This is a genomic window from Rhizobium sp. P40RR-XXII (assembly GCF_012641405.1).
In the GTDB taxonomy this organism is placed as follows: Bacteria; Pseudomonadota; Alphaproteobacteria; order Rhizobiales; family Rhizobiaceae; genus Rhizobium.
Map to the genome: position 1 here is coordinate 33,114 of NZ_JABAII010000006.1, position 13,163 is coordinate 46,276.

Consider the following 13,163-nt stretch of genomic DNA (forward strand, 5'->3'; position numbering starts at 1 on the left):
CATCAGCCGGACGGAGAAGCATCGTGACCATCCTTCAGATTGCCGCAAACAACAATTCCACCGCACCCGCGAGAGTCGCCCCCACTCCGGTTGCCCAGGCCGCCATGAGTCCGTTGCGCATGTGGATCGCCGTAATCGGCTCCACGCTTGGCGCCTTCATGGCCGTGCTGAACATCCAGATCGTCAATGCATCGCTTGCGGATATTCAGGGTGCGATCGGCGCCGGAACCGACGACGGCGGCTGGATCTCGACCTCCTACCTGATCGCCGAGATCGTGGTGATCCCGCTCAGTGCCTGGCTGGCGCGCGTCTTTTCGGTCCGCATTTATCTGCTGACCAACGCCATCCTCTTTCTCGTCTTTTCGGTCGGCTGCGCCTTCGCCGCAAACCTGCAGCAGATGATCATCCTGCGCGCCATACAGGGCTTTTCCGGCGGCGTGCTGATCCCCATGGCCTTCACCATCATCATCACGCTGCTGCCGAAACCGAAGCAACCGATGGGCCTTGCCCTCTTTGCCCTTTCGGCGACCTTCGCACCGGCTATCGGCCCGACCATTGGCGGCTATCTCACCGAGAACTGGGGCTGGGAATACATCTTCTATGTCAATCTCGTACCCGGTATGCTGATGGTCGGCATGCTCTGGGTTTCGCTCGACCGCGCGCCGATGAACCTTTCGCTGCTCGCCAAGGGTGACTGGCCAGGGATCATCACCATGGCGGTCGGCCTTGCCGCGCTGCAGACCGTGCTCGAAGAAGGCAACAAGGACGACTGGTTCGGTTCCCCGTTCATCGTCCGTCTCTCCGTCATCGCCGCAGTCTCATTGACGCTCTTTCTCATCATCGAGCTGCGCGCCGCCCATCCGCTCCTCAACCTGCGCCTGCTGGTACGCCGCAATTTCGGCTTCGGCATCGTCGCCAACTTCCTGATGGGCGTCGCCCTCTATGGCTCGGTCTTCATCCTGCCGATCTATCTGACGCGCATCCAGGGCTACAATTCCGAGCAGATTGGCATGGTGCTTGCCTGGACCGGCATTCCACAGCTGATCCTGATCCCGCTGGTGCCACGGCTGATGAAGCGCGTCGATGCCCGCCTGCTGATCATCGTCGGATTCGCGCTCTTTGCCGCTTCGAACTTCATGAACATCTACATGACGAGCAACTATGCCAGCGATCAGCTCTTCTGGCCGAACATCGTGCGTGCCGTCGGCCAGGCACTCGCCTTCACGCCGCTGACGGCAATCGCGACGGCCGGCATCGAGCAGGAAAATGCCGGCTCCGCCTCGGCACTCTTCAATATGATGCGCAATCTCGGCGGTGCGGTCGGCATCGCGGCGCTCCAGACCTTCCTCACCAAGCGCGAGCAGTTCCACTCCAACATCCTCACGAATTCGGTCTCGGTATTCGAAGAGGCTACCCGCGCTCGCGTTGCCAATCTCACCAATTACTTCATGAACCATGGGGTCAGCGACCAGGCGCTTGCCACGCACAAGGCGATCGTCGCCATCGCCGCCAGCCTTCGCAAGCAGGCCAACATTCTGGCTTTCAGCGATACATTCTATCTACTTGGCGTCACACTGGTCGTTGCCCTCATCGCTAGCCTGCTTCTTAAGAAACCTGGTCAACTTTCCGGCGGCGGCGCGCACTGAGCGCCGCACCTCGAAGAGGAGGAAATAACCATGACCTTACTGCACGACGTGTCAAAAGCCGCAACAGTTAACCCCAGGGCGCTGAACGGCGGCATCAGTATAGGGGCAACTTTGAGCCTCATCGAATGGCTGACCGGTGACGAATGCCATGCTCTGGACGAGGCCGGCCTCGTTGTCGGGCTCGGCCGCCGCCTGCAAGCCCTTGGCCTTCCCGTCGATCGATTGACGCTGCACCTGACGACGCTGCATCCCGAATTCATCGGCCGCACCTTTGCCTGGGCACCGGGCGAGCCGGTCGAGATCCATGATCGCGAGTATGGTTCGCGCCTGGCGCTCGCCAATACGCCGCTTATGAAAGCGCAGGAGATGCGCGAGCCGCTCATCGTCGGCCCCGGCGAAAGCCCCCATGGGCGCTGGCAGCATATCGACATATTTTCCGGCCGTGGGCTGGTGCAGCTAATGATAGCGCCGCTTTGCAACGCCGACGGGCCGATCAGCAGCGCCGTTTTTGCCACGCGGCGGCCAGGTGGCTTCACATCCAGCGAGAAGGACCTGATCGAGCGCATTCTGCCGGCATTGCGCAATACCTGCGAACTACGCGTCCTCAGACAATGCGAACTCAGCCTTCTCGACACCTATATCGGCCCGATGACGGCAAGCCGGATCCTTGCCGGCCATATCCGCCGCGGGGAGATCGAGTCCATCGAGGCGGCACTTCTGCTTTGCGACCTGCGCGGCTTCACCGAGCTTTCCAACCGGTTGCCCGGCAGCACCGTCCTCAGCCTCCTGAACGCCTATTTCGACAAGGTAGTGCCCGCAATCACCCGCGAGGGCGGTGAAGCGCTGAAATTCATGGGCGATGCCGTTCTGGCCTTCTTCCCGGGCGTCGACGCAGCCGGCGCCAGCGGCTCCGCACTGGCTTCGGCGCAAACAATCCTCGATGAAATAGGCGGTTTCGAATATGACGGCATCCGCGTCAAGGTCGGCATCGCGCTGCATTACGGCGAAGTCAGTTATGGCAATGTCGGCTCCGGCAACCGCCTGGATTTCACCTTGATCGGCCCCGACGTCAATATCGTTAGCCGCATACAGGGCATCTGCAGCGAAAGGGGCGAAGCGCTCCTGACCTCGGCCCGCTTCCGGCAAAAGGCGGAAATCCCAGACGCAATTTCGATCGGACAGCAGCAACTAAAGGGCTTCGCCGAGGCGATGGAGCTTTTCACGATCGCGCAGGCGGAGTGATCTCGTCTGGGGCGAGGAAAATGCTGGAACGGAGGTTATCTTGATATAGCTGCCGGACTTGGCAGCGAATCGGCAACAGCAATGCTCGTGGAGCCGTTATGCGTCAGCGAGCGCGAGAAGGGCGTGCCTCTTGCCTGCAGCCCCGTATGATGCTTTCGTTCACTCCGCCTCCTGTCCACGCGCCTGGCGTGAACGCTGATGTCTCAAGGCGCCTCGCGCGATTCAGGACTATCTGCGCAAAGCCCAGCTCCGGAACGACCAAGATGTGCCCGGCCTTCGCTCGTCATCGCCAAAGGCTGCGCTGGGCTGATATTCGCGGTGGCGATGGCCCCTCGGCCGATGCAGTTGAAATCATTCGGCAAAAATCCCGTCGTACAGCTGGCGTAGTATTTCCGCGCGGCCAGCGAATCTTTGTCGGCGAGAGTCTAAATAGTTGAAATTATGCAATAAAAACGCTGTTGATCACGATAGACCTATGAAGGCGAGCCGTCCTGAACATGGTTGACACATGCGCCTGGTACGCGATAGCCGATAGCATGGAGAGTTGAATGAGCATTTTGCCTAACGTCTTTTCTTCGCGCTTCGCCGCCCGGAGAGCATCCGCCGCGACCAATCAATCATCCGATGAATTTCGGTGGGTGACCTGGGTCCTTGCGATATATTTCGCGGTGCAGGCGATCGTACGGATTTCTCTTTCGAACTCGGTGCGAATAGACGAAGCGCAGCAATTCGTCGTCAACCAGTGGCTGGCCTGGGGGTATGACGCACAGCCGCCGCTCTACAATTGGCTTCAATACGGGGTGTTTGACGTCTTCGGCACCAGCGTCGCATCGCTCGCCGTGCTGAAGAATATCCTGCTTTTCCTGGTCTATTTCGCCTATCATCAACTGGCGCGACTTCTTTTGGAGGACAAGCGTCTGGCGGCGGTCGCCACGCTATCCCTTCTGACCATCCCGCAAATGTTCTGGCAGGCGCAGCGGGATCTGACGCACACTGTCGGCACGCTTCTCGCGGTGACCGCTTTCATTTATTTCGTCGTGAAGACCATTCGCAAGCCAACGCTCACCTCCTATGCCATGATGGGCCTGTGGGCGGGGCTTGGAATGCTCACGAAGTACAATTTTGCTCTGATCATCGCGAGCGTCTTGGTCGCTGTGGTTTTTCATCCGCAAGGGCGCTCAAGGCTGCTGGACAAGCGCTTTCTGGTGACGCTGGCCCTGGCCGTTCTTGTGTTTCTGCCCCACGCGGTATGGATGGTGTCGAACATGGATCAGGTTCTCACATCCACCGTCGCAACCATGTCGGAACGTGGTCAAGGCGGAAAGCTTTCGGATATCGGCTATGGCATTGTCGAACTGATCAAGACCAGTGTCGTCATTATTGCGCCAACGACCGTGATCTTCCTGATCGTTTTTCGCCGGTCGTTTCTGCAGTCGCTTCGGTTCAAAAGCGAATGGGTGAATTTCTTTGAAAAAATATTCGTGAGCACGGCAGCCATATTGTTCGCCTTGATGCTGGTCACGACGCTCACGGAATTTCGCGACCGCTGGCTTCTTCCCTTTCTGTTTCTTGTGCCGCTCTACTTCTGCCTGAAGCTTGAGGCCGCCGGAACGCAAAACCCGTCCGACATAAAGAGATCCTTCTATCTGCCGTTCGGGCTGATGATCGCCCTACCCCTCATCCTGACGGCAGGCACTGTCTTTCCGAAGCTGTTCGACTCATACCAGCATCTGAATACGCCCTACGGCGCCTTTCTGAACCAGGCGATCGCCGCGGAAGGCAGACGACCGACGGCAGTCGTGACAACAGCATGGCTCAAGGCCGGCAACATCCGCGCCAACATGCCGGATACGGCGGTAATATCGACCGCATATCCCGCATCCGATCTTGACCGCCAGGCTTTGGGGAGTGGGCCGGTCCTGCTCGTCTGGAATGAGCGCGACGGACACGCATCGTCCATGCCTGGCGAACTCAAAAGCTGGCTGACGACGAAATTCGGCAGCTCGATTACATTGCCGGCGCAAAACGACGCCGCCGTTCCCTATTATTATGGGAAGGACCCGGATCGGTTCCATTTCGGCTATGCGTGGTTCTATCCGACCGCGGGGTAGGGAAACGCGCCCGGCCCTTTCCGGGACCGGCGCCTGGAATACATAATCTTTCATGATTGCCGATGGCCTCTTCGTCGACCGCACCGCGAGGGCGACGACGCGTTCGCGCGGGGTTGGGCCTCCTTACAATGACGTCCAATGCTCGCCCTCTCCCGCGGAGGGCCACGGATGACCTCACGGGACGTCCATGGCAGCGTCTCCCAGCCAATCGAAGCTTTCTCCAGCCCATCGATGCGACGTCATACCGTCAATTAAAATGCAGCCGCTGAATGCGCCGTTCCGCAATCGTTGCTGACGGGGCGTTTGCCCGATATCGACGGGTTCCGATTTTTTGCAGCCGAAGGACCGAATCGATGCAAAAATCAGTATAGTTTGTACTACAGACTTACTATATCGTTGATTTTTGAGAGAAATAACATACATCTCGCATGTTTATTTAGTATATCCCGTTAGCATGCTTATGATTGACTCGTCTATATTGATAGATTCTGATGTATTTTTGCATCTATGACGCTTTTATGTCCGGAATTACAGAAAAATACGAAACTATTGTATTTCGAGGCAGGCATGGCCTCGCTAGTTTGCGTGCGCGGACGTCCTGTGACGTCCCGCAAGAGGGAACAGCCGGATAGATGGAACGCAACGGGTAGTCACCGACCTCGTTCTGATCCGGCAAAGCGATTGGAGAAAAAATGAATATCAAGAGCCTTCTTCTCGGCTCCGCTGCTGCACTCGTAGCAGTTTCCGGTGCTCACGCAGCAGACGCTATCGTAGCTGCCGAGCCGGAGCCCCTGGAATACGTTCGCATTTGCGACGCCTACGGTGCTGGTTACTTCTTCATTCCGGGCACGGAAACCTGCCTCAAGATCGGCGGCAAGGTTCGTACCGAAGGCAAATGGTACGATGCTTACTCTCCGGATACCCATTACGGCACGCTGTGGCATACCCGCGCCGAGCTGCAGCTGCAGACCGCAACCGACACCGAGTACGGCCCGCTGAAGACCAACACCGAGATTCGTTGGGATTGGCAGGAAAATAATGCGACCAAGACGAACCTGCTGCACGCCAGCATCAGCCTCGGTGGTTTCACGGTTGGTAAGGAAGACTCGCAGTTCAACGTCTTCACCGGCTATGCCGGCGACGTCATCAACGACGACGTGATCGGTGATGGCCCTTACGAACTCAACCAGATCACCTACAACTACGATGCCGGCAACGGCTTCACGGCTGTGATCTCGGTTGAAGACAGCAACTCTGGCGTTGGCGCAACCGGCTCCAACGGCGAAGACAGCCACAACCACTATGCTCCTGACGCTGTTGCAGGTGTTGGCTATAAGGCCGGCGCATGGGCCTTCAAGCTCGTTGGCGGTTACGACTCGATCGTTGAAGAAGGCGCCATCAAGGCTCGTGTTGACGCTGACTTCGGCGTATTCTCGGCCTTCTTGATGGGCGGCTGGAACACCGACGGCGACAAGCTCAACAAGTATGCGAATGGCGACTCGATCGGCCAGAGCTGGGGCGATTGGGCTGTTTGGGGCGGCGTTGGCGTTCCGATCAACGAAAAGCTGAAGTGGAACCTGCAGCTCGCTTACACCGACAACAAGACCTTCGCCGCTACGACGAACGTCAAGTGGAACCCGGTTAAGAATCTGCTCGTCATGCCGGAAGTCTCCTACACCAACTGGGACTCCATCAACCAGGACCAATGGGCTGGTATCCTCCGCTTCCAGCGCAGCTTCTAAGCCTATTCAGATCTAATCTGATCTGAAATAGACCTCCGATCAGAATGGGAGGAAGGTCCGGTTTCCCTCCGGACCTTCCTTTTTTTCATTCTAAAAATCATGATATCCCCGGCTGTCTTTTCAAAAGCCGGCGGATTTCCTTCCGAAATTGCTAGAAGATAAGGAGATGGAGCCGTTCAGGGATTCTGACAAAAACTGACGCGCTCCAAGCGCGCGGGCGCGCTCAAAAAGGCAGCGGCATGGCCGCAAATTGATGCTTTCCACCGCCACCATCCTTGCCGTATCCGTTGAATGACGAGACACGGACGAGAGGATATGGCCATGGCGAGGCCCTTTTATTGGAATGAACTCAACACATATGATTTCGCCGATCTCTCGGCCGACACCACGATCGCGATCCTGCCCATCGCCTCGACGGAGCAGCATGGCCCGCATCTGCCGATCGCAACCGATGTCGCGATCGCTACGGGCATGCTGGCGGAACTGCAGGTCCAGCGCCCGAACGATCTCGATTTTCTTGTGCTGCCAATGCAGGAAATCGGCAAGGCCAACGAGCATATCTACGGTCCTGGCACGCTTTCGCTTAGCGCGGAGCTGCTGATCCCGGTGTGGACAGCCATCGGTGCGAAAGTCGCCGAAGCCGGTATCCGCAAGATGGTCATCGTCAACTCCCATGGCGGCAATCTCGATATCATGGGCATCGTCGCCCGCGAGTTGCGCGTGCGTCATCAGATGGCCGTCGTCGCCACGCAGTGGAGCCGCTTCGGCACGCCTGACGGCATGATCGATGACCACGAGCAGCGCTTCGGCATCCATGGCGGCGATGTCGAAACCTCGCTCATGCTGCATTTCCGGCCCGAGCTCGTGCGGATGGACAAGGCTGAGAATTTCGCCTCAAGGGCGGAATGGATGAGGGAGCATTCCAAATATCTGCAGCCGCTGCCGCCGCATTCGCTCGCCTGGATTGCCCATGACCTCAATCCGAACGGCGTCGTCGGCAATGCCGCGGCCGGCACAGCGGAAAAGGGCGCGCTCATCTGCCGGCACCAGATCACCGGCTTTATCGAGATGCTGCGCGACCTGCGCGACTATCCGCTCTCCAGCCTCTATTCGAAATAGGCGTCCGAACGGCGGCGCTCGGAGGGTGCGATAATATGCCCCTTCGCCTGCAGCTCCTCCACCATTCCGGCAAGCTCTGCCAGCAGGTATTCGACGAAAAGGCTGGTGGCGGCGTCGAGTGGCGCCCGCGTGCGGGCAAAAAGCTTCATGGGTTGGGGCCGCGAATGGGGTTCGGCGATCGGCCGAAAGACCAACTCCCCGCGGCGACACTCGGTGATGACGTCGAGCGGGTTGAGCAGCGTCAGCCCTGCCCCGCATTTCACCAGTTGCTTGAGCATTTCCGACGCATTGCTCTCCAGCACCGGCTCGACCTGCACGGAAAGGCGAGCCAGCGTCAGATTGATGATATCGCGCAGGCTGCTTCCAGGCTGCGCCAGCAGCAGCCGCTCCTCGACGACGTCGGCAAGGTTGATCGGCCCCGGTCCGATCAACGGGTGACCGGGAGGCAGCACGACGCCGATCGGGATGTCGAAATTGCCGAGCGAGCGGAGGCCCGGTGTCGCCGGTATGTTGAAGCCCAGTCCGATATCAACCTCTCCGGCGACCACCGAGGCGATGGTGGTCGAGCCGGCATCGTTGCGCAGCTGAATGAAGACCCTCGGATGTTCTAAGAGGAAGCGGGCGATAATCTCGGGCAGAGGTCCGGCGGCAAGGCCGACCGTCGCGACGATCCTCACTTTGCCGGCCTGCTGCATCTTGAGACTGCGAATGCGCCCCTCCAGCCGCTCGTAATTCTTCAATACCTCGCGGATGTGCTCGATGCAGAGCTCCCCCGCCGCTGTCAGCCGCAGGCCACGCGGCAGGCGCTCGAAGAGTGGCGCGCCCATTTCCTCCTCCAGCGCCAGAATCTGCCGATTGATCGCGGATGACGCGACGTTGAGCCGTGCCGCCGCCTTACGGATCGAGCCGCAGCGGGCAATTTCGTTGATATAGAGTAGCCGTCTTGAATGCAGCATGCGCGTTCCCATTGCTTAATTTTTGCCCAGACCGCACAATTTAGGCACAGACCTGGAAAGAGATGCCGAAAAGGCATCAATGCGCACGAATTTTGATGCTTTTCAAAGCGCAAGGCAATCGCTCAAATGCGGGAAATGGGCTTCAACAATGACGTCCCATGGCAGATAAGGGGAACAGTCAGCCATGTATAATGCATTGAAGACAAAAACATTTTTCGCCGCCATGGGTCTGGCCGCCGCAATCGCTGCGGCGGAACCCGCAAATGCTCTCGACAAAGTCACCTACGGCACCAATTGGCTTGCCCAGGCCGAGCATGGGGGCTTCTACCAGGCCGTCGCCGACGGCACGTACAAAAAATATGGCCTTGACGTCACTATTGTCCAGGGTGGCCCCAATGCCGCCAATTCGGCTTTGCTGATTTCCGGCAAGCTTGATTTCTACATGGGCGGCCCGCAACAGGAGATCGATGCGGTCAAGCAGGGCATTCCGATCGTCGATGTCGCGGCGATCTTCCAGAAAGACCCGCAGGTACTGATCGCCCATCCGGATGCCGGCGTGGAAAAGTTCGATGATCTCGCCAAGCTGCCGACACTGTTCCTGAGCAAAGACGGCTATATCACCTATTTCGAGTGGATGAAGGCGAACTTCCCAGGCTTCAAGGACGAGCAGTTCAAGCCCTACAATTTCAGCCCGGCGCCCTTCCTCGCCGACAAACAGTCCGCACAACAAGGTTATGTGACTTCCGAACCCTACGAGATCGAGAAGCAGGCCGGCTGGAAACCGAAAGTCTTCCTGATCGCCGATGCTGGTTATTCGCCCTATTCCGCGATGATCACGGCGCAGAAGGCGATGGTCGATAAGAACCCCGATCTCGTGCAACGCTTCGTCAATGCGTCGATCGAGGGCTGGTACAACTATCTCTACGGCGACAACAAGGCGGCCAACGAGTTGATCAAGAAGGACAATCCCGACATGACGGATGGGCAGATCGCTTATTCCATCGCCAAGATGAAGGAATATGGGATCGTCGAATCCGGCGACGCCCTCGACAAGGGCATCGGCTGCATCACCGAGGCCCATTACAAGAAGTTCTTTGACGAAATGGTGCAGATCAAGGTCTTCGATGCCGATATCGACTATAAGAAAGCCTTCGACACGCAGTTTGTCTGCAAAGGTTTTGGGATGGCGCTGAAGAAGTAATGTCTCGGCACCTCCCCTCACGGGGAGGTCGCAGCAAAGCGCCGGGCAGGGTGATACTCTCGGATTTCTAAGGATCACCCCGCCCCGGAGCTTCGCTCCGACACTCCCCTCAAAAGAGGCTGGATCAACAGAGAGCCGTGCCATGCCAGTGTCTGAAGCCACCAAGGTCACCCAAACCGAGACGCGCAAGCGGCCGCTCGTCGTCATGGAGCAGGTCTCCAAGATCTTCTCGAATGGCACGCTGGCGCTGTCGGGCATGTCGCTCCATGTGGAAAGCGGCGAGTTCATCAGCTTGCTCGGCCCTTCCGGCTGCGGCAAGTCGACGGCGCTACGCATCATCGCCGGCCTCGGCGGCGCATCCAGCGGCAGGATCGACTGGCCAAGTTCGCGCATCAACGCCAAAGGCCTGCCGGAAGGCGATATCGGCTTCGTCTTCCAGGAACCGACGCTACTCCCTTGGAAAACGGTTTTCGGCAATGTTCATCTACCCCTGAAGCTCAGAGGTATTTCGAAAGCGGGCGCGTACGAACAGATCATGGAAACATTGGCCACGGTCGGCCTGCAGGACTTCGCCGACGCCTATCCGCGGGAGCTGTCCGGCGGCATGAAGATGCGGGTTTCGATCGCCCGCGCGCTGGTGACGAAACCGAAGCTGCTGCTGATGGACGAGCCCTTTGCCGCGCTCGATGAAATCACCCGCCAGAAGCTCAATGATGACGTGCTCCGCCTCTGGCAGTCCACAGGCATTACCGTCATCTTCGTCACGCATTCGGTCTATGAGTCCGCCTATCTCTCCAACCGCATCGTCGTCATGAAGGCACGGCCCGGCCGCGTCCACACCGACTTTCCATTGAAAACCAGCGGTGAGCGTGATCCACTTTATCGCTCATCGGAGGAGTATCGGCAGGTGTGCGAAAAGGTCTCCCGTTCCCTGATCGAGGCCATCGGCTGGCCGGAGGCCCATTGATGAGCGACAGCACAAGCCTATCAGCCACTCTTTCCGTCGAATCGCCCGATGCGCCCTCTGTCGCTGCTGTCAGAAAGCGCAATCTCGAACGCACGCTCGGCGTTTTCGTGCCGCTCCTGACCGTTCTCGTGCTTCTTATCCTCTGGCAGCTTCTGGTCGTCGGCACCGGCATTCCGCAATATATCCTGCCGAGCCCGATCGCGGTTGCCAAAGCGCTCGTTTCCGACTGGGGCATCTTGTCGCCTGCCCTATGGGTGACCACCAAGATCACCTTCATATCCCTCATCCTCGCGCTGGTCGGCGGCGTCGGCTTTGCCATCTTCCTTGTGCAATCGCGGTGGATCGAGCTCGCCTTCTATCCGCTGGCCGTCATCCTGCAGGTGACGCCGATCGTGGCGATCGCGCCGCTGATCCTCATCTATGCGCCGACACGCGAGGCGGCGCTGCTGATCTGCGGCTTCCTCGTCGCCTTCTTTCCGATCCTGTCCAACATGGTGCAGGGACTGAAGAGCGTCGACCACAATCTGCTTAATCTCTTTGATCTCTACGGCGCCTCGCGCTGGCAGGCATTGCTGCATCTGAAGCTACCGGCGGCCCAGCCCTATTTCATGACCGGGCTCAGGATCGGCGGCGGCCTGTCGCTGATCGCATCGGTCGTCGCCGAATTCGCCGCCGGCTCCGGCGGTCCGAATTCCGGCCTGGCCTTCCGCCTGCTGGAAGCGCAATACCGCCAGAATATGCCGCGTCTCTTTGCGGCACTGCTGCTTCTCTCGGCGCTCGGCGTCGCCATCTTCGCCTTCACCTCCTTCATCTCATGGCTGAGCCTGCATCGCTGGCATGAGAGCAGCCTCAAGCGGGAGAACTGATGTCCCACGCCTTCATGTCGCCGCCGAATGCCGCCCGCTTCGTGCTGAGCAATGCCACGGTGCCTGCCGTGACGCTATCCGGCTCTCCGGCCCCATCCAGCGAGGGTCTCGTAAAGGCCGATATCGTCGTTGCCGACGGCCTTATCAGCGATATCCGCGCGCCCGGTACCGCGCCGGCGGAATATGCCAAGGTCGACATGCGGGAGAGCATGGTCTGGCCGACCTTCACCGACATGCACACCCACCTCGACAAGGGCCATATATGGGAGCGCCGCCCCAATCCCGACGGCAGCTTCATGGGCGCACTCGATGCCGTGCGAACCGACCGCGAGGCCAACTGGTCGGCCGACGACGTGCGCAAGCGTATGGAATTCTCGCTGCGCTCGGCTTACGCCCACGGCACCGGCCTGATCCGTACGCATCTGGATTCACTGGCACCGCAGCATCGCATTTCCTTCGAGGTCTTCACCTCGGTCCGCGAGGCCTGGAAAGACAAGATCGCGCTGCAGGCCGTCGCCCTTTTTCCGCTCGATACCATGGTGGACGACACCTTTTTTGTCGACCTACTCCGCGTCGTCCGCGAGGCAGGCGGCTTGATGGGCGGCGTCACCCAGATGAATCCCGACCTTGATGCGCAGCTCGACAAGCTTTTGCGCGCCGCCGCCGACAATGGCCTCGACATCGATCTGCATGTCGACGAGACGGAAGACAGGGAGGTGCTGACACTGAAGGCGATTGCCGAAGCCGTGCTTCGCAACGGCTTCACGGGTAAGGTGACCGCCGGCCATTGCTGCTCGCTCGCCCGGCAAGACGAGGACGTGGCGCGCGCCACCATCGATCTCGTCGCCAAGGCCGGCATCTCCATCGTCTCGCTGCCGATGTGCAACATGTACCTGCAGGACCGCCATACCGGCCGCACGCCGCGCTGGCGCGGGGTCACCCTTCTGCACGAGCTTGCTGAAGCCGGTGTTCTCACAGCGGTCGCCTCCGACAATACCCGCGACCCGTTCTATGCCTATGGCGATCTCGATCCGGTCGAGGTGTTCCGCGAAGCCGTGCGTATCCTGCATCTCGACCATCCGCTGGATACGGCGGCAAGGGTCATCACCACCTCGCCCGCCAGCATCCTCGGGCGCCCCGATATTGGGCGCATCGCCATTGGCGGCCCGGCCGATCTCGTGCTTTTCAGCGCCCGGCGCTGGAGCGAATTCCTCTCGCGTCCACAGTCTGACCGCGTCGTCCTTCGCAAGGGTAAGGTGATCGACCGCAGCCTGCCGGACTATCGTGAACTCGACAGCGTCATTGGAGCGTAA

10 protein-coding genes are annotated in these 13,163 nt (G+C 59.2%); 9 read left to right on the plus strand and 1 reads right to left on the minus strand.

The window, feature by feature from the left end:
• Positions 1 to 23: 23 nt before the first annotated feature.
• The 5 genes from HGP16_RS13210 (at position 24) to HGP16_RS13230 (ending at position 7,860) form a co-directional block, all read left to right on the plus strand.
• Positions 24 to 1,646, plus strand: a complete 1,623-nt coding sequence (locus tag HGP16_RS13210) for an MDR family MFS transporter (RefSeq protein WP_168840478.1) — start codon at positions 24 to 26, stop codon at positions 1,644 to 1,646.
• A gap of 30 nt (positions 1,647 to 1,676) precedes the next feature.
• A complete protein-coding gene (locus HGP16_RS13215; RefSeq protein ID WP_168840479.1) occupies positions 1,677 to 2,888 on the plus strand; it encodes an adenylate/guanylate cyclase domain-containing protein in 1,212 nt (403 codons plus the stop codon).
• A gap of 548 nt (positions 2,889 to 3,436) precedes the next feature.
• Positions 3,437 to 4,999, plus strand: coding sequence for a glycosyltransferase family 39 protein (locus HGP16_RS13220; RefSeq protein ID WP_168840480.1), 1,563 nt, complete (start codon positions 3,437 to 3,439; stop codon positions 4,997 to 4,999).
• A gap of 692 nt (positions 5,000 to 5,691) precedes the next feature.
• Positions 5,692 to 6,741, plus strand: a complete 1,050-nt coding sequence (locus HGP16_RS13225) for a porin (protein WP_168840481.1) — start codon at positions 5,692 to 5,694, stop codon at positions 6,739 to 6,741.
• Positions 6,742 to 7,062: 321 nt separating this feature from the next.
• The gene (locus tag HGP16_RS13230; protein ID WP_168840482.1) at positions 7,063 to 7,860 is read left to right on the plus strand and encodes a creatininase family protein; all 798 of its coding nucleotides are present in this window, start codon (positions 7,063 to 7,065) and stop codon (positions 7,858 to 7,860) included.
• On the opposite strand, the gene HGP16_RS13235 is transcribed toward HGP16_RS13230, so the two are convergent.
• On the minus strand, positions 7,848 to 8,816 hold the full coding sequence (locus HGP16_RS13235; protein ID WP_168840483.1) for a LysR substrate-binding domain-containing protein: 969 nt from the start codon (positions 8,814 to 8,816) through the stop codon (positions 7,848 to 7,850). The two genes, HGP16_RS13230 and HGP16_RS13235, sit on opposite strands and share 13 nt — an antisense overlap.
• Positions 8,817 to 9,000: 184 nt before the next feature.
• Between HGP16_RS13235 and HGP16_RS13240 the strand changes: the two genes are divergently transcribed.
• The 4 genes from HGP16_RS13240 (at position 9,001) to HGP16_RS13255 (ending at position 13,163) form a co-directional block, all read left to right on the plus strand.
• On the plus strand, positions 9,001 to 10,017 hold the full coding sequence (locus HGP16_RS13240; RefSeq protein ID WP_168840484.1) for an ABC transporter substrate-binding protein: 1,017 nt from the start codon (positions 9,001 to 9,003) through the stop codon (positions 10,015 to 10,017).
• Between the two features lie 142 nt (positions 10,018 to 10,159).
• Positions 10,160 to 10,984 carry an ABC transporter ATP-binding protein gene (locus HGP16_RS13245; RefSeq protein ID WP_168840485.1) on the plus strand — a complete coding sequence of 275 codons (825 nt, stop codon included), beginning with the start codon at positions 10,160 to 10,162 and terminating at the stop codon, positions 10,982 to 10,984.
• Complete coding sequence (locus HGP16_RS13250) at positions 10,984 to 11,850, plus strand: ABC transporter permease (protein ID WP_168840486.1); 867 nt, start codon at positions 10,984 to 10,986, stop codon at positions 11,848 to 11,850. The genes HGP16_RS13245 and HGP16_RS13250 overlap by 1 nt, the downstream gene beginning before the upstream one ends.
• Complete coding sequence (locus HGP16_RS13255; protein ID WP_168840487.1) at positions 11,850 to 13,163, plus strand: cytosine deaminase; 1,314 nt, start codon at positions 11,850 to 11,852, stop codon at positions 13,161 to 13,163. The genes HGP16_RS13250 and HGP16_RS13255 overlap by 1 nt, the downstream gene beginning before the upstream one ends.